Below are 16,037 nucleotides of genomic sequence, written 5' to 3' on the forward strand. Positions count from 1 at the left end.
TGACGCCATCACCAGATGGGCCGGGCGGCGGGGACATCGCCGTCGGTCAGGAGCGGGCGCGTGCCCGGTCACTGTGCCGGCCGCCCCCGGCCGCCTTCGCGCAGTGCGAGCAGCAGAAGACCGTGCCCTCCACGTCGACCCCGTGGCCGAGGACCCGGCAACCGCAGTGGCCGCACGCGGGTGCCCAGTCGGTGACGGCACACTCGAGGCTGTCGTACGTGCCGGACCGGTCTCCCCGGGTGATCGTGAAGCTCCGGTCGTAGTCGTTGCCACACATGGTGCACACGCCCATGAGTGCCCCTCCTTCGGTCGCGGAGCAGAATCTGCTCCTGGGTCGGAGATACCCGCAGCCGCACCGCCGAAACCGTGGGCACCGACGCCGCGCTGCCCCGGCCATGTGACGTCGGGTCTGCGTCGGGAGTCGCGGTCGACAGGTGCGTCGGGTGTTGCGTCGGCAGCCACGCTGGGTATCAGCCTCCTGTCGGCCGAACGAAGGAGACCGGGTGTCGATCGAACCGAGCAGCAGGCCTGTCCGCGCGCACGTGGAGGAGCTCGTCCTGGTGCGGCACGGCGAGAGCGTCGGCAACCTCGCCGACGCGGACGCGCGCCGGCGTGGCGCGGGGCGGCTCGACCTCGACACACGGGACCCGGACACGCCGTTGTCGCAACGGGGAGAGCACCAGGCGGACGTCCTCGCCCGCCACGTGGCCGGCGTCGACGAGCAGCAGCGGCCCCAGGTCGTTCTCAGCTCGCCGTACACGAGGGCTGCGCAGACCGCCCGGATCGTCGCGGAAGCGATCGACCTCGAGCCCACCCTCGACGAGCGGCTGCGCGAGCGTGACCTCGGGATCTTCGACGGACTGACGGGCGTCGGTATCCGTGAGCACCATCCCGAGGAGGCCGAACGGCGCTCCCGGCTCGGCAAGTTCTACTACCGGCCTCCGGGCGGCGAGAGCTGGACCGACGTCGCGCTACGGGTGCGCCAGGTGCTGCTCGACCTCGCTGCGCTCCATGCCGACCGGAGGGTGTGGGTGTTCACGCACCAGGCGGTCATCATGAGCTTCCGGCTCGTCCTCGAGGGTCTCGACGAGCGCCGCCTCCTCGACGTGGACCGCGACGAACCGCTCGGCAACTGTTCCATCACGCGCTACGTACGCCGCGAGGGCGGCGCGCTCGAGCTCGTCTCCTTCGCCGACACGACGCACCTCGAGACCTCCGAGGTGGAAGAGACCCACGAGGAACCGGCCGAGCCGGACGCTGCCGGCGCCGACCGGGTGGAGCGCTCGCAGCCCGTGGGCCGACCCGTCAGCCGGGCCGCTGAGGAGAGGGAGGGCTGACGTGCCGCGAGACGCCCCGGCCCTCATCGACCCGGACCTGCTCCGCTCCTGGCCCTTGCCGTCCGACGACGGTGACAAGTCCGCCCGCGGCACGGTGCTCGTGGTCGGCGGGGCCCGACAGACACCCGGAGCGGTCCTGCTCGCCGCCGAGTCGGCCTTACGCGTCGGCGCGGGCAAGGTGCAGGTCGCGACCGCGACCGACACGGCGGCCGCCCTGGCGGTGGCCCTGCCCGAGGCCCTCGTGGAGGGACTGCCGGTCCTGCGCAACGGCGAGCTGGCGCTCGGGGGCGCCGACCGCGTCGTGGAGATGGCGGGCGAGGTCGACGTCGTGCTCATCGGTCCGGGACTCAGCAGCCCTCAGTGCGCGAGCCTTCTCCTCGCGCAGATCGTCCCACGGCTCGACACCTCCGTGGTGATCGATGCGTTGGGGACCGCCTACCTGACCGACCACCCCGACGGCGTGCGCCACCTCGTGGGGCGTGTGCTGCTGACGCCGAACGTCGCGGAGACGGCGTCGATGCTGAACCAGCCGGAGGAGGAGGTGGAGCGTGACCAGCTCGGGGCCACGCGACGGCTCGCGGACGCGACGGATGCCGTCGTGCTGAGCGGCGGAGTGGTGTCGTACGTCGTGACGCCGGGCGACCAGTCGTGGTCTCACGAGGCCGGCCACGCCGGGTTGGCCACGGCCGGTTCCGGTGACGTGAAGGCCGGCGCCGTCGCCGGGCTCGTCGCCCGGGGAGCGCTTCCCGAGCAGGCGGCGGCGTGGGCCGCGTGGGCGCACGCGAGTGCCGGTGAGCGGCTCGGCCGCGAGGCGCCCGGCTTCCTGGCTCGTGACGTGCTGCGAGCGATCCCGCGGGAGCTCGCCCGGGTCGAGGGCCGCGGTGACTCCTCCTCGTGACGCCACCTGGCGGCCTGGGTGAGCACCTGGCCGGTATCCCCCTGCCCCGACGCCGGCATCCCGGTGGCCGCCGTCGAGGCGGTCCTGGTGGCCAGCACGAAGGCCGTGCCGGGCGTGCGGCACGTGTCGATCAGCCTCGTCGAGCGAGGCGGAGTCCCGCGCACCCTCGCTGCGACGGGGCCCCTGGCTCGGCGCCTCGACGAGATCCAGCGCGCTGGCCGAAGGCCCGGCCGTCGACGCCGTGAACGGTCGCGTCCCGGTCGTCGCGCTCGACCGCGATGAGCTCGAGCACCGTGTCCGCTGGCCCGAGGTGAGCCCTCGGGCCGCCAGCCTGGGGCTGACGGCGGCGCTCGCCGTCCGGCTGGTCTGGGAGGGCAGGACGATCGGCGTGCTCACCCTGCTCCGACGATGCCGAACCGATGCCCGAACGGGCCGTCGAGCTCGCGACGGCCTTCGCCGCCCATGCCGCCGCCACCATCGCGACTGCGCGGAAGGTCGAACAGCTCGAGCTGGCCATGGTCACCCGTCAGGAGATCGGGCAGGCGGTGGGCATCCTCATGGAACGCCATGGGCTCACGGCGGAGTCGGCGTTCACCTACCTGCGTCGTCTGTCGCAGAACGGCAACGTGAAGCTGCGGGACCTGGCCGAAGAGCTCCGGCTCACCGGCCGTCTGCCGGACGACGACCGGGGACCCGAGTGTCCCACCGCCTCCGACCGGGCCGAACCGGGCCGAGAGTGACCACGTCGTCCCCGTGCTGCCGACCCTCAGGCGTCGCGCCGTTCTGACGAACGCTCGATCGGGTAGGGCAGCAGCACGAACGGGAGAGGAAATCGTGACGACGACGGATGCCGTGGTCATCGGCAGCGGGCCCAACGGGCTCGTGGCTGCCAACCTGCTCGTCGATGCGGGGTGGTCGGTGGTCGTGCTCGAGGAGCAGGAGCGGCCCGGTGGGGCCGTGTGGAGCGATGACTCCGTGGCCGTCGGGCACGTCCACGACACGTTCAGCTCGTTCTACCCCTTGGCGGCCGGCTCGCCGACCATCCGTGGCCTTCACCTCGAGGACCACGGCCTCGAGTGGGTGCAGGCCCCAGCCGTGGTGGGCCACTCGTTCCCCGACGGACGGTGGGGCGTGCTGCACCGCGAGCGAAACGTAACAGCTGCGGCCCTCGACGCCGACGCGCCGGGCGACGGCGACGCCTGGCTCGCCCTGTGCGACACGTGGGACCGCGTCGGCGACGACGTCATCCGGTGCCTGCTCACTCCCTTCCCACCCGTACGGGGCGGGGCGGGCCTCGCGCGGCACGTGCTCCGTCCCGGCGGACTGGAGCTGCTGCGTGAGCTGGTGATGCCCGCCCGGACGCTGGCCGAGCGGCTCTTCCGGGGCGAGGCGGCCCGGCTGCTCGTCGCGGGAAACGCCGCCCACGCCGACATCGGTCTCGACGCACCGGGATCGGGTGCGATGGGGCTGCTGCTCGTGCTGCTGGGTCAGACGGTGGGGTTCCCGGTGCCGCGTGGCGGCGCGGGCTGCTTCTCGGGCGCGATGGTCCGGCGCCTCGAGGCGCGCGGCGGACAGGTCTGCCTCGGCGAGCGAGCCCTGGGCGTACGCGTCGAGCGCGGCCGCGCGGTCGCCGTGCGGTCAGCCACGCGCGAGCTGAGGGCGAGGCGCGCCGTGTTGGCCGACGTCTCTGCGCCCGCGTTGTACGGCGGCCTCGTGTCGTGGGAGGACCTGCCTGCTCGGCTGCGGCACCGGATGGGCGGCTTCGAGTGGGACCCATCGACGTTCAAGGTCGACTGGGCCCTCGACACACCCGTCCCGTGGGCGGGTGCGCCGCAGACGGCCCCCGGGACCGTGCACATCGCGGACTCGCTGGACGAGATGACGCTCAGCGCCGGACAGGTGGCCGCTGGTCTCGTGCCGGACCGCCCGTTCCTCCTGGTCGGCCAGATGGGGGCGGCCGACCCCTCCCGGGTGCCCGATGGCCATGAGGCGCTGTGGGCGTACACCCATGTGCCGCAACGAGTGCGAGGTGACGCAGCGTCCGGGCGCCCCGGGGTGGGCGAGGTGGGCGGCAGGTGGGACGAGGCCGACCTCGAGGCGATGGCCGAGCGCGTCGAGGCGCGCATCGAGGAGCGGGCTCCCGGGTTCCGAGACTGCATCACCGCCCGGCGCATCCTCGGTCCGCACCAGCTCGAGGCGCTCGACCGCAACCTCGTCGGAGGTGCGATCAACGGCGGCACGGCCGGCCTGCACCAGCAGCTCGTCTTCCGGCCCGTCGCCGGCTCCGGGCGGCCCGAGACACCCGTCAGGGACCTCTACCTGGCGTCCGCCTCGGCGCACCCGGGAGGCGGGGTGCACGGGGCGTGCGGTGCCAATGCCGCCCGAGCCGCGTTGTGGCACAACAGGACCCGACTCCCATGGAGGCGCTCATGAGTACGACCACCCGCATCATCCACGGCTCACCCGAGGCTGTCTTCGACGTGCTCGCCAACGGGTGGAGCTACAGCCAGTGGGTGGTCGGAGCCTCTCGCATCCGAGAAGTCTCCGAAGGCTGGCCGGCAGAGGGCGCCGAGATCCACCACTCCGTGGGTGCCTGGCCGCTGCTCATCGACGACACCACGACCGTGCGGCGGTCGGAGCGCCCGACGCTGCTCGAGCTGACCGTGCGCGCGTGGCCGTCCGGCGAGGGTGTCGTGCGGATCACCTGCCGCCCCGACGGCGCGGACACCGAGGTGACGATGGAGGAGGACGCGGCGAGGGGTCCGGCGCTGCTGGTGCCCCGACCGGTGCGCAGCCTCGCGCTCGACCGGCGGAACCGGGAGGCCTTGGCACGCTTGGCGATCCTCGTCGAGCGAGCCGGGACCCACGCCGTCTGAACCACCTCGCGTCGGCCCCGTCGCAGAGGGGCACGTGTCAGGCGTGGCCGCCTCGGTCACGTGTCGAGCGTGCCGCGAGCACGCCGCCGACGACGGCGCCCACGAGCGGGGTGCCGTAGCCGATGAGGACCGCGAGTGCGAGATCCTCCATGCCTCCCGAGCGGCCGGGCACCGTCATGACGAACTGGATCGCCATGTAGCCGAAGCCCAGGCCGGCAGCGGCGCCGAGGACGACGCCGAAGAGGATGGTCAGGGCCGTGATGACAGGTCGTGGCACGAGAGCTCCTCCTCGGACGGTGCTGACACCGTAGGGCACCGCGGTGCCTCGTGGCCCGGCTCCGGAGGCGGTGCCGCACCGATGGACGAGGCGCTGTGCAACCCATGGTTGCGCTTTGCGGCTGGAGCCGCTACCTTGATGTGCAACCGAAGGTTGCTATATCGAGGAGACGCCATGGAGTACGCCAGCATCGAGCGTGAGATCCACGTCGACGCCCCGCCCGAGGTGGTGTTCGAGGTGATCAGCCAGCCGGAGCACGTCCGCGACTGGTGGTACGCCGAGTCCGACGTCCAACCCGTGGCCGGCGCCACGGGGGAGCTGGTGTGGGCCGACGGCGACAACCCGCGCGCCAACGTCGTGTCGATGACCGTCGTGGCCGCCGAGCCGCCGCGCGTCCTCACGTTCCGCTGGACGCACCCCGCCGGCGAACAGGCGGTCGACGGCAACTCGCTGCTCGTGACCTTCGAGCTGGTTCCCGTCGGTGCGGGCACGCTGCTGCGTCTGACGGAGACCGGCTTCCGCGAGCAGGGGTGGGAGATCGCGAAGCTCGAGCAGCAGTACCACCAGCACGTGGTCGGCTGGGACACCTTCGTGCCTCGCATCGCGGCGACGGCCGTCGGGCTGGTCTCGGCGCGATGAACGTCGCCGTCGACGACGAGCTGTGGTCGGCGATCGGCGACCCCACCCGGCGTCGGATGCTCGACCTGCTGCTGGCGACGGGTGAGGCCACCGCCACCTCGCTCAGCGAGCACCTCCCGGTGACCCGCCAGGCCGTGGCCAAGCACCTCGTCGCCCTCGATCGCGTCGGCCTCGTACGGGCGGCTGCGGCCGGCCGCGAGAAGCGTTACCACGTCGACGAGGCCCAGCTCGCCCGCGCCGTGGCCCAGCTCAACGCGGTCGGCCACGCGTGGGACGCCCGCCTGCGGCGCATCAAGCAGATCGCCGAAGCCATCCACAAGAACACGTGACCACGTCCCGGCCGCGACCGCGGCGGGGAGGGAGGAGGGAGAGGACGATGGTGGACATCCTGCACCGTATGGGGACCACAGCCTCGAAGGATGCGGTGTATGAGGCGCTGACGACGACCGAGGGCCTCGCGGCCTGGTGGACGAAGGACACGCGCGGCAAGGGCGCACCGGGCGGACTGCTCGAGTTCCGTTTCGACCTGGGCACCGACGAGCCCGGGGGTTTCGACATGCGGGTCCTGGAGGCCGAGCCGGGCGAGCGCGTGCTCTGGGAGGTCGTCGACGGCCCGGAGGAGTGGATCGGGACCCGGATCGGCTGGGACCTGCACACCGACGACGACTGGACGATCGTGATGTTCGCCCATCAGGGGTGGCGAGAGCCGGTCGAGTTCATGCACCACTGCAGCACCAAGTGGGCGACGTTCCTGCTGAGCCTCAAGTCGTTCGTCGAGACCGGCACAGGCGCTCCGGCGCCGCGCGACGTGAAGATCAGCAACTGGCACTGAGCGCCGCGCGTGCCTTGACGGGCGCGGGCGATGCGGGTCTAGCGTGAGTGCACGCGACTCGGACGAACCGGGTGGCTCCATGCGAAGCGAGGGATCATGGCCAACCACGTCTATGCCATCTCCGAGGTCGTCGGCTCGTCGCCCGAGAGTATCGAGGACGCCGTCGGCAACGCGGTCGCGAAGGCCGGCACGACCGTGCGCAACCTCGACTGGTTCGAGGTCGGGAGCATCCGCGGGCAGCTCGCCGACGGAGCGGTCGCCCACTGGCAGGTCACCGTCAAGCTCGGCTTCCGCCTCGAGGACTGACCGCACCACGAGCATTCCCGCCGTATGCCGTCCGGCGCCCCGGACGGCATACGGCACACGTGCGTCCGTGCGTCGATCAACGACCGAGGCTCCGGTCGAGCTCGCTCCCACGGGTGAGGAGCTCAACGACGTCACCGGACTCGATCAGCTCAACGACGGCGAAGTCCCTCCCACCGTCACCGTCACGGCCGACGGTCGTCCCTTCACCGCGCGGCTTCGGCTGGACACACCTCGCGAGGCCGACTACATCCGGCACGGCGGTGTCATGTCGTCCTGCGAGGGCTGTTCCGCAAGGGCGTGCGCGAGGACCGGGTGCGGGGAGGCGAGGTCGTTCATGGCCACCTCGGGCTGGATGCGGCCCTCGAAGTTGCGCGTTGCCGGACAGGACGGACGCTACGGTCAGCCCGTGCCCGGCGATGGCGGCCGACACCTCCGGCACAAGTGCCCCGATGCGCGATGCAGGTCATGCAACCGAAGCCGGCGAGGTGGAACCCAGCGTGCCGCGGTCGTCGACGAGGCCTGCCCGCCGGCAGTAGTCCATGTCGACGCGAGAGCCCGGGCTGAGGGTGGTCTTGACCCAGGGCTTGCTGCGCAGGCCGGCGCGGATGGCGTTGCGGGCCAGCAGCCCCGCCGTGACCATCACGGCCGGGTTGGACGTGCTGGTGCACGACGTGATGGCGGCGACAGCGACGGCGCGGCGCGGGTGATGCTCGAGCACATCGGGACGAGCCTGGGTGCGACGGCCGTGCGCCGGCTCGGACGCCAGGGCTCGCCCACGGGCTGACGCCTGTCTCAGTGTGCGGACCGGACTTGTAATTCCTACTGGTTCAGAATGAAATACGTGGCATGCACCGCCACCAGATGCTGACCAAGCGTCGGGCGATCGACCACATGGGGACCGCCAGCGCGATCTGTCGCTGAGCCTCGCTCCCGGGAGGGCCGCCGCGCGCCCTCCGGCACGAGTACCCACCCGCACTGACGCGTACTGGCGCGCGGTGACGCATGCCGACTCGAACTGACGCGCGTCACCGAGCCCGGCGCGAGACGTGTCCGGGTGGCCAGTCGTCACAGTCCTCTTCTGCCGCACCCGTTACGGGCGCCCGCCCGTTCCGCGCACCCTGTCCCCGAAAGGTTCATCCTGCCATGCCCAGCACCGCCCACTCGCACCCACCCCGCCGTCGGTCCGTCGTGATCGCACTCACCTCTGCCCCGCTCGTGGCCCTGCTCGCGGCCTGCGGCGGCAGCTCGAACGCCGCAGATGGGGGCCCGGGCCTCGCTCTGACGGCCGCCTTGCCCCACGCCGTGCCGAAGGGCACGACGCTCGTCGTGGGCGACCCACAGGTCGAGCAGGCCCTCAGGCTCTCCGGCGAGCTCGAGAAGTTCACCTTCCCCGTCACCTTCGCCAACATCAGCGGTGGTCCGCAGACTCTGGAAGCCTTCCGCGCCAAGGCTCTTGACCTCGGTTCGGTCGCCGACATCCCGCCCCTGCAGGCCGAGTGGACAGGGGTCGACACGCGCATCGTCGCCGCGCAGTTCCGTCTGCAGCCCGAGGCTCATCCGCTCTACCAGCTCGGCGTGGCCCCCGGGGTCGCGGTGCGGACCATCGCTGACCTCCGTGGCAAGAAGATCGCCTACAGCCCCGGCCAGGCCCAGGGCGCGCTCGTCCTCCGGGTGCTACAGAAGGCGGGCCTGACACAGGACGACGTCGAGCTCGTCGAGCTGCCCAGCACGGGCGATGTGTACCCGACTGCCTTGGCCTCCAAGCAGATCGATGTCGCGCCCATCGGCGGAGTGGCCGTCAAGCGCTACCTCGCGAAGTACGGCAGAGACGGTGCCACCGTCATCCCGCACGGTCTGCGCGACGACCCAGGTCACCTCTACGCGCTCGAGAGCTCGCTGCAGGACGCGGGCAAGGCCGCCGCGATCCGCGAGTACGTCGCCCACTGGGGCGTCGCCCTCAAGTGGATCGACGAGCACCCGAAGGAGTGGATCGAGGGCTACTACGTCAAGAACCAGGGCCTGACGACCGCTGACGGCGAGTACCTCGTCAAGACCGCCGGCATCCGTGACGTGCCGACCGACTGGACCGACGCGATCACGCGCCACCAGGCGACGGCGGACCTGCTCGCCACCGAGCAGGACCGACCGCACATCGACGTCACGACGATCTGGGACCGCCGCTTCGAGAAGGTCGGCGGCACGGCATACCGGACGGGGAAGGCATCATGACGACACTCATCGACATCGCCCGACCACGGCAGTCCTCCACTCCCGCAACGGCTCCCGTCGCCCTGGCCGTCGACGAGAGGCCTCTGGCCAAGCGTCTCGGCCCCGGTCGCAGGCGACAGGGCGCTGCCGCTCTCGGCCCGGTCGTCCTTCTCGTCGCGTGGGTGGTGGGCTCCGCCTCAGGAGTGCTCGATCCGCGCACCCTGTCGGCCCCGTGGACCGTCGTCACCACGGCGGCGGAGCTCGTCGGCGACGGCCGGCTCCAGAGCAACCTCGCGGTGTCCGCGCAACGGGCCGGGCTCGGGCTGCTCCTCGGCATCCTCCTGGGGGCGGCGCTCGCGCTCGTCTCGGGCCTCAGCCGGGTCGGTGAGTCGCTCGTCGACGGTCCCGTCCAGATCAAGCGCGCGATCCCGGCGCTCGCGCTGCTGCCCCTCCTGATCCTCTGGCTGGGCATCGGCGAGCCGATGAAGGTCGTCACGATCACGCTGGGGGTCTTCGTGCCGATCTACATCCAGACCCACGCCGGGCTCCGCAGCATCGAGAGCAAGTACGTTGAGCTCGCCCAGACGGTGGGCCTGAGCCGAGCTGCCTTCGTGCGCAGGGTGATCCTGCCCGGGGCGCTTCCGGGGTTCCTCCTCGGGCTGCGCTTCGCGGTCACGGCTGCCTGGCTGTCCCTCGTCGTCGTCGAGCAGATCAACAGCACGAGCGGCATCGGCTACATGATGGAGCTCGCGCGGACCTACGGGCAGACCGACATCATCGTCGTCGGGCTCGTGCTCTACGGCTTGCTGGGTCTGCTCTCCGACGGCGCCGTCCGGCTCCTGCAGAGGAGGGCCCTGTCATGGCAGCGCACCCTGAACTCCTGACCACCGAGCGACCGACCGTCGCCGTCGAGCGACTCGTGCGCGGCTACGGCCCCAAGGGTGTGCTGAACGGCGTCACGCTCGACATCGCACCCGGCGAGTTCGTCGTGCTCCTCGGCCGCAGCGGGTGCGGCAAGAGCACCCTCCTGCGCGCTCTCGCCGGCCTCGACGCCGAGGTCAGCGGCACCGGTCGCATCCGCGTGCCGGAGCGGGTGTCCGTCGTCTTCCAGGACTCGCGACTGCTGCCGTGGGCCACGGTCCTCGACAACGTCGTGCTCGGGCTCGGTGTCGACGACCCGCGGGCGAAGGGTGTGCGAGCGCTGGGCGAGGTCGGCCTCGACGGGCGCGAACACGCCTGGCCGTACGAGCTGTCCGGCGGCGAGCAACAGCGCGTCGCCCTCGCTCGCTCGCTCGTCCGCGACCCGCAGCTGCTCCTCGCGGACGAGCCGTTCGGTGCCCTCGACGCGCTGACCCGGATCAGGATGCACGGTCTGCTGCGCGAGCTCTACGACCGCCATCACCCAGCGGTGCTGCTCGTCACCCACGACGTCGACGAGGCGATCACGCTCGCCGACCGGGTCATCGTGCTCGACCACGGACGGATCGCCCTCGAGCGCCGCATCGACCTGCCCGAGGGGTCGGGCCGCGGCCGGAACCCGTCCGACCCCGGCTTCGCCGCCATCCGCACCGAGCTGCTCGCGGCCCTCGGCGTCACGAACGAGGCCGCACCCGACTCCCACGACCAGCCCAGCCCCGAAAGGACCCCGTCATGACCTCGCCCGCCGGACGAACCCTCCACCTCAACGCGTTCCTCATGAGCACCGGTCACCACGAGGCGTCGTGGCGGCTCCCCGAGAGCAACCCCTTCGCCAACACCGACGTCGCCCACTACCAGCGTCTGGCCCAGACGGCCGAGCGCGGACACCTCGACTCGATCTTCTTCGCAGACAGCCCCGTCCTGTGGAACGACATCGGCCGGCGCCCCTCCGGCGCCATCGAGCCGACGGTGCTGCTCACGGCGATCGCGGCTGCCACGAGCCGGATCGGGCTCATCGCGACGGCGTCGACCACGTACAACGACCCGTACAACCTGGCGCGCCGGTTCGCCTCCGTCGACCACGTCAGCGGGGGCCGCGCCGGCTGGAACGTCGTCACCACCGCCGGGCCCGACGCGGCCCGCAACTTCGGTCTGGACGACCAGCCGGCCCACCGGACGCGGTACGAGCGGGCTGCCGAGTTCCTCGAGGTGGCCCAGAAGCTCTGGGACAGCTGGGACGACGACGCGCCCACGGGTGACAAGGCATCCGGCCGCTGGGGCGACAACGACAAGGTGCGAGCGATCGACCACGTGGGCACGCACTTCCGCGTCCGCGGACCGCTCAACCTGCCGCGGTCGCCGCAGGGACACCCGCTCATCGTGCAGGCCGGGTCGTCCGAGGATGGCAAGGCGTTCGCGTCGCGCTACGCCGAGGCCGTCTTCACCGCGCACCAGACGCTCGACGACGCGCGCGGCTTCTACGCCGACCTCAAGGCCCGCACGGCCGCGATCGGCCGGGACCCCGACGGCATCAAGATCCTCCCCGGCATCGTCCCCGTCATCGGGTCGACCGAGGCAGAGGCGCTCCGGCTCGAGGCCGAGCTCGACGAGCTCATCCGACCGGAGTATGCCGTCGCGCAGCTCGCGCGAACCCTGCGGCTGCGCCCGGAGGACCTCCCGCTCGACCGCGAGCTGCCGGCGGACCTGCCGGCGGAGGACGAGATCGAGGGGGCCAAGAGCCGCTACACCCTCATCGTCGAGCTGGCCCGCCGCGAACGGCTCACCGTCCGCCAGCTTGTCGGCCGGCTCGGGGGAGGGCGCGGCCACCGCACGTTCGCCGGGACACCTGAGCAGGTCGCGGACGCGCTCGACGAGTGGTTCGTGGGCGGCGCCGCTGACGGCTTCAACATCATGCCGCCCGTGCTGCCGTCGGGTCTCGAGGCCTTCGTCGACCACGTCGTGCCGATCCTCGTGCGCCGAGGGCTCTTCCGTGCCGAGTACACGGGGGCGACGCTGCGCGACCACTACGGTCTCCCGCGCCCGGTGAGCCGCTACTCGGATGCTGGGGCGAGCCGGCAGGCGGTGACGGCATGACCGACCGCCAGCTGAGGCTCAACCTCTTCATCTACCCGGGCGGTCACCACGAGGCGGCGTGGCGCCACCCGGACTCTGCGCCGGACAGGGTGCTCGACATCGGCTTCTACCAGGACCTCGCGCGCACCGCCGAGGCCGCGAAGCTCGATGCCGTCTTCCTCGCCGACGGTCCCTCCCTTGCCGACAACATCCGCTACGCCAGCCGGTTCCGGCTCGAGCCGTTCACGTGGCTCTCGGCGATCGCGGCTGCGACCGAGCGGATCGGGCTCATCGGGACGGCGTCGACGACCTACCTCGAGCCGTACAACGCGGCACGCCTCTTCGCCTCCCTCGACCACCTGAGCCGAGGAAGAGCGGGGTGGAACATCGTCACGACCGGCGCCCCGGATGCCGCCCACAACTTCGGCCTGGACGAGCACCCCGTCCATGCCGAGCGCTACGACAGGGCAAGGGAGTTCGTCGACGTCGTCACCGACCTCTGGGACTCGTGGGAGGACGACGCCCTCGTCGCCGACCCCGACAGCGGGGTCTTCGCCGACGCCGACCACATCCATCGGATCGACCACGTCGGGCGCCACTTCCGAGTGCGGGGCCCGCTCAACACGCCCCGTACGCCGCAGGGCCGACCGGTCTACGTGCAAGCTGGGTCGAGCGAGGACGGCCGGTCGTTCGCGGCGACCTACGCCGAGGCGATCTTCACGGCGCACCAGACGATCGAGAGCGCCCAGGAGTTCTATGCCGACATCAAGCGGAGGGCAGTCGGCCTCGGGCGTGACCCAGGGCAGCTCCTCGTCCTCCCGGGCATCAGCCCGTTCATCGGGTCGACCGAGGCGGAGGCCACGGCGCTCCAGGAGGAGTTCAACGCCCTGACACAGCCGGCATACTCCATCGACCTGCTGCGACGCCTCCTCGGCGTCGACCTCACGGGGCACGACCTCGACGGGCCCTTCCCACGCGACCTCATCGCCCTGCGGGGCGACCGGGTCGACAGCAGTCGCAGCCGGCTCGTCGTCGACATCGTCGAACGCGAGGCGCCCACGATCCGCCAGCTGCTCCACCGGCTCGCCGGCGCGAGGGGCCACTGGACCGTCGCAGGCACGCCCGAGCAGGTCGCCGACCGGATCACCGAGTGGTTCACGCAGGGGGCGGCCGACGGCTTCAACGTCATGCCGCCGTGGCTGCCCGGAGGGCTCGACACCTTCATCGAGCACGTCCTGCCGATCCTGCGCGCTCGCGGGCTCTTCCGAGAGGACTACACGGGCACGACCCTGCGCGAGCACTACGGGCTCGCGCGACCCGACAGCTCCTGGACGACGGCCGGGTCGGCCGGGTCCACCACCCGAGAGAGGCACCCCGCATGACCGACCACCGCACTCTGGGCCGCACCGGCGTCAAGGTGAGCCCGCTGACCCTCGGCGCCATGAACTTCGGCGCCCAGGGCAACCCCGACCACGACGAGTCCATCCGGATCATCCACGCGGCCCTCGACGCCGGCATCAACGTCATCGACACCGCCGACGTCTACTCGCAGGGCGAGTCCGAGGTCATCGTGGGCAAGGCGCTCGCTGACGGGCGACGCGACGACGTCGTGCTCGCCACCAAGGTCCACGGCCGGCTCGGCGACGACGTCAACCGCTTCGGCAACTCGCGCCGCTGGATCATCCGGGAGGTCGAGGACAGCCTGCGGCGTCTGCAGACCGACTGGATCGACCTCTACCAGGTGCACCGGCCCGAGCCCGACACCGACATCGACGAGACCCTCGGCGCACTGTCCGACCTCGTCCACCAGGGCAAGGTCCGCTACATCGGCACATCGACGTTCCAGCCGAGCCAGATCGTCGAGGCGCAGCACGTGGCGCTGACCCGCAACCGCGAGCGTCCGGTCACCGAGCAGCCGCCCTACTCCATCCTGGCGCGGGGCGTCGAGCGCGAGGTCCTCCCCGTCGCCCAACGGCACGGCCTCGGGATCCTCCCGTGGTCCCCGCTGGCCGGCGGCTGGCTCGCGGGGGGCCACCGCCGCGGCGAGGCGGCGCCGCCGTCGAGGCGCGCTCAGCGCAATCCCGGCCGTCACGACCCGACGCTGCCGGCCAACGCGCGCAAGCTCGAGGCGGTCCACGCGCTGCACGACCTGGCCGAGGACGCCGGGCTCTCCCTCGTCCATCTCTCGCTGGCCTTCGTCCTCGAGCATCCGGCGGTGACGTCGGCCATCATCGGGCCCCGGACCCTCGAGCACCTCGAGTCGGCGCTCGGGGCGGACAAGATCACGCTCGACCCGTACATCCTCGACCGCATCGACGAGATCGTGCCGCCCGGCGTGACGCTCAACGACGCCGACAACGGCTACCAGCCGCCTGCGATCACCGACGCCGGCCTGCGTCGCCGCACCCGCCAGCACGCCTGACCACGCCCTCGAAAGGACCCGCCATGTCCCGCATCCTCACGGTCTCCGGCTCGCCGAGCGTCGTCTCGCGCTCGGCCAAGCTGCTGGACCACGTCTCTCGTTCCCTCGTACGCAGCGGCCACGACGTCACCCACCTCAACCTGCGCGACCTCCCCGCCGAGGCGCTGCTCCACGCCCGCTTCGACGATCCGGCGATCATCGAGGCCGCCCGGCAGCTCGAGCTGGCCGACGGGGTCGTCGTGGCGACTCCCGTCTACAAGGCTGCCTACACGGGCCTGCTCAAGGCGTGGCTCGACCTGCTCCCGCAGTACGCGCTCACCGACAAGACGGTGCTGCCGCTCGCGACGGGCGGGAGCGTCGCACATGCGCTCGCCCTCGACTACGGGCTGCGACCCGTGCTGTCGTCGATGGGTGCGCGGCACATCGTCCAGGGCTTCCTCGTCGTCGACCGCTACCTGGAGACCTCGCCCACGGGGGTCCTGACGATCGACGCCGAGGTCCAGCCGGGGCTGACCGCAGTGGTGGACGGCTTCCTCGCCGCGCTGCCTGCCCCGGTCGTGGCACGCCTCAGCGCCTGATCACGTCCCGGAGACCGAATCGTGATGCCCGATATCTGCCGATTGGCTGACGCGCACGCCCGTACAGGAAACGATGGGGGCGTGTCACCGCACGGCCAGGTGCCCTCCCCCCGGGACTAACCCAGGCGGTGACGCGGAGCGCCCGGTCACCTCCCACCCGGTCGGGCGCGGGCGCTGCCGGCGCGCGGACGGGGAATCACGCGCCGGCAGCGCCACCCACAGTCCGTTGCGCCGCCTCGAGGTCGATCGGCTCGCAGAGGTCGCCGGACGCGTACTCCTGCCTGCCTGTTCGCGCGGTGGTCGGGAACCGGACAAGACAGCCAACTGGGGACAACTCCTCCACTTCGTTCGAACAACTGTTCTAATAGAATGAGACAGTGACCGGGTGAGAGGAGTGAGTTCGTGCCATTCCTCGACACCTGCCGCTCGCCCCTCGAGGTTGTCCTCGAGCAGGCCGTCGGACGCACCGTCGGGCGCGGGAGTGTTCGGCGTGAGGCGGCCCGAGGGGACGGGGAGCCGGGTGGGCTGCGGGATGGGTCGCTGGATGCGGCCTCGGACAGGGTGCTGGGTCAGATCGAGTGGCTCGAGGTGGCCAAGGCGCGGTTGGAGGGTCGGCTGGTCGATGCGTATGCGGCGTTGCACACGATCGAGGAGCAGCAGCTGGCCCGGTTGA

At 71.6% G+C, this 16,037-nt stretch carries 19 protein-coding genes and 1 pseudogene; 17 read left to right on the forward strand and 3 right to left on the reverse strand.

Features of this window, described 5'->3' with window-relative positions; genetic code table 11:
• Window positions 1-46 precede the first annotated feature (46 nt).
• The gene (locus H9I49_RS23005) at window positions 47-292 is read right to left on the reverse strand and encodes a hypothetical protein (RefSeq protein WP_188032733.1); all 246 of its coding nucleotides are present in this window, start codon (window positions 290-292) and stop codon (window positions 47-49) included.
• Window positions 293-503: 211 nt separating this feature from the next.
• Here H9I49_RS23005 and H9I49_RS23010 point away from each other — a divergent pair, with 211 nt between their 5' ends.
• From H9I49_RS23010 to H9I49_RS23030, 5 genes are all read left to right on the forward strand, one after another.
• On the forward strand, window positions 504-1,337 hold the full coding sequence (locus tag H9I49_RS23010) for a histidine phosphatase family protein (RefSeq protein ID WP_370587712.1): 834 nt from the start codon (window positions 504-506) through the stop codon (window positions 1,335-1,337).
• A 1-nt stretch (window position 1,338) separates the two neighbouring features.
• Window positions 1,339-2,235: an NAD(P)H-hydrate dehydratase gene (locus tag H9I49_RS23015; protein WP_188032734.1), complete on the forward strand. Its 897-nt coding sequence runs from the start codon at window positions 1,339-1,341 to the stop codon at window positions 2,233-2,235.
• Between the two features lie 419 nt (window positions 2,236-2,654).
• Window positions 2,655-2,975, forward strand: coding sequence for an ANTAR domain-containing protein (locus H9I49_RS23020; RefSeq protein WP_188032735.1), 321 nt, complete (start codon window positions 2,655-2,657; stop codon window positions 2,973-2,975).
• 94 nt (window positions 2,976-3,069) lie between these two features.
• A complete protein-coding gene (locus H9I49_RS23025) occupies window positions 3,070-4,668 on the forward strand; it encodes a phytoene desaturase family protein (protein WP_370587713.1) in 1,599 nt (532 codons plus the stop codon).
• Window positions 4,665-5,111, forward strand: a complete 447-nt coding sequence (locus H9I49_RS23030) for an SRPBCC family protein (protein WP_188032736.1) — start codon at window positions 4,665-4,667, stop codon at window positions 5,109-5,111. Before H9I49_RS23025 ends, H9I49_RS23030 begins: the two co-directional genes overlap by 4 nt.
• A gap of 37 nt (window positions 5,112-5,148) precedes the next feature.
• Here H9I49_RS23030 and H9I49_RS23035 read toward each other — a convergent pair whose 3' ends face one another.
• Window positions 5,149-5,388, reverse strand: coding sequence for a hypothetical protein (locus H9I49_RS23035; protein ID WP_188032737.1), 240 nt, complete (start codon window positions 5,386-5,388; stop codon window positions 5,149-5,151).
• A 174-nt stretch (window positions 5,389-5,562) separates the two neighbouring features.
• On the opposite strand from H9I49_RS23035, the gene H9I49_RS23040 reads away from it, so the two are divergent.
• The 4 genes from H9I49_RS23040 to H9I49_RS23055 all read left to right on the forward strand — a co-directional run bounded on the left by H9I49_RS23040 (window position 5,563) and on the right by H9I49_RS23055 (window position 7,165).
• On the forward strand, window positions 5,563-6,027 hold the full coding sequence (locus H9I49_RS23040; RefSeq protein WP_188032738.1) for an SRPBCC domain-containing protein: 465 nt from the start codon (window positions 5,563-5,565) through the stop codon (window positions 6,025-6,027).
• On the forward strand, window positions 6,024-6,356 hold the full coding sequence (locus H9I49_RS23045) for a metalloregulator ArsR/SmtB family transcription factor (RefSeq protein WP_188032739.1): 333 nt from the start codon (window positions 6,024-6,026) through the stop codon (window positions 6,354-6,356). The genes H9I49_RS23040 and H9I49_RS23045 overlap by 4 nt, the downstream gene beginning before the upstream one ends.
• Window positions 6,357-6,424: 68 nt before the next feature.
• Window positions 6,425-6,859, forward strand: coding sequence for an SRPBCC domain-containing protein (locus H9I49_RS23050; protein WP_255524226.1), 435 nt, complete (start codon window positions 6,425-6,427; stop codon window positions 6,857-6,859).
• Window positions 6,860-6,955: 96 nt separating this feature from the next.
• The gene (locus tag H9I49_RS23055; protein WP_188032741.1) at window positions 6,956-7,165 is read left to right on the forward strand and encodes a dodecin; all 210 of its coding nucleotides are present in this window, start codon (window positions 6,956-6,958) and stop codon (window positions 7,163-7,165) included.
• A 463-nt stretch (window positions 7,166-7,628) separates the two neighbouring features.
• Here the strand turns inward: H9I49_RS23055 and H9I49_RS24670 are convergent, their stop codons facing one another.
• Window positions 7,629-7,883 carry an aconitase family protein gene (locus H9I49_RS24670; protein WP_370587714.1) on the reverse strand — a complete coding sequence of 85 codons (255 nt, stop codon included), beginning with the start codon at window positions 7,881-7,883 and terminating at the stop codon, window positions 7,629-7,631.
• Window positions 7,884-8,308: 425 nt separating this feature from the next.
• Here H9I49_RS24670 and H9I49_RS23065 point away from each other — a divergent pair, with 425 nt between their 5' ends.
• The 8 genes and pseudogenes from H9I49_RS23065 to H9I49_RS23100 form a co-directional block, all read left to right on the forward strand.
• Entirely contained in the window at window positions 8,309-9,394 is a 1,086-nt protein-coding gene (locus tag H9I49_RS23065) for an ABC transporter substrate-binding protein (protein ID WP_188032742.1), read from the forward strand.
• Window positions 9,391-10,257, forward strand: a complete 867-nt coding sequence (locus H9I49_RS23070; RefSeq protein WP_188032743.1) for an ABC transporter permease — start codon at window positions 9,391-9,393, stop codon at window positions 10,255-10,257. The genes H9I49_RS23065 and H9I49_RS23070 overlap by 4 nt, the downstream gene beginning before the upstream one ends.
• Window positions 10,233-11,027, forward strand: coding sequence for an ABC transporter ATP-binding protein (locus H9I49_RS23075; RefSeq protein ID WP_188032744.1), 795 nt, complete (start codon window positions 10,233-10,235; stop codon window positions 11,025-11,027). Before H9I49_RS23070 ends, H9I49_RS23075 begins: the two co-directional genes overlap by 25 nt.
• The gene (locus tag H9I49_RS23080) at window positions 11,024-12,385 is read left to right on the forward strand and encodes an LLM class flavin-dependent oxidoreductase (RefSeq protein ID WP_188032745.1); all 1,362 of its coding nucleotides are present in this window, start codon (window positions 11,024-11,026) and stop codon (window positions 12,383-12,385) included. Before H9I49_RS23075 ends, H9I49_RS23080 begins: the two co-directional genes overlap by 4 nt.
• Window positions 12,382-13,746 carry an LLM class flavin-dependent oxidoreductase gene (locus tag H9I49_RS23085; RefSeq protein ID WP_188032746.1) on the forward strand — a complete coding sequence of 455 codons (1,365 nt, stop codon included), beginning with the start codon at window positions 12,382-12,384 and terminating at the stop codon, window positions 13,744-13,746. Before H9I49_RS23080 ends, H9I49_RS23085 begins: the two co-directional genes overlap by 4 nt.
• Window positions 13,743-14,786: an aldo/keto reductase gene (locus tag H9I49_RS23090; protein ID WP_188032747.1), complete on the forward strand. Its 1,044-nt coding sequence runs from the start codon at window positions 13,743-13,745 to the stop codon at window positions 14,784-14,786. The genes H9I49_RS23085 and H9I49_RS23090 overlap by 4 nt, the downstream gene beginning before the upstream one ends.
• A 23-nt stretch (window positions 14,787-14,809) precedes the next feature.
• Entirely contained in the window at window positions 14,810-15,364 is a 555-nt protein-coding gene (gene ssuE, locus H9I49_RS23095; RefSeq protein ID WP_188032748.1) for an NADPH-dependent FMN reductase, read from the forward strand.
• A 402-nt stretch (window positions 15,365-15,766) separates the two neighbouring features.
• Window positions 15,767-16,037 (forward strand): annotated as a pseudogene (locus H9I49_RS23100) (HNH endonuclease); the annotation flags it as partial.

The organism is Terrabacter sp. MAHUQ-38, from assembly GCF_014518425.1.
GTDB lineage: Bacteria > Actinomycetota > Actinomycetes > Actinomycetales > Dermatophilaceae > Terrabacter.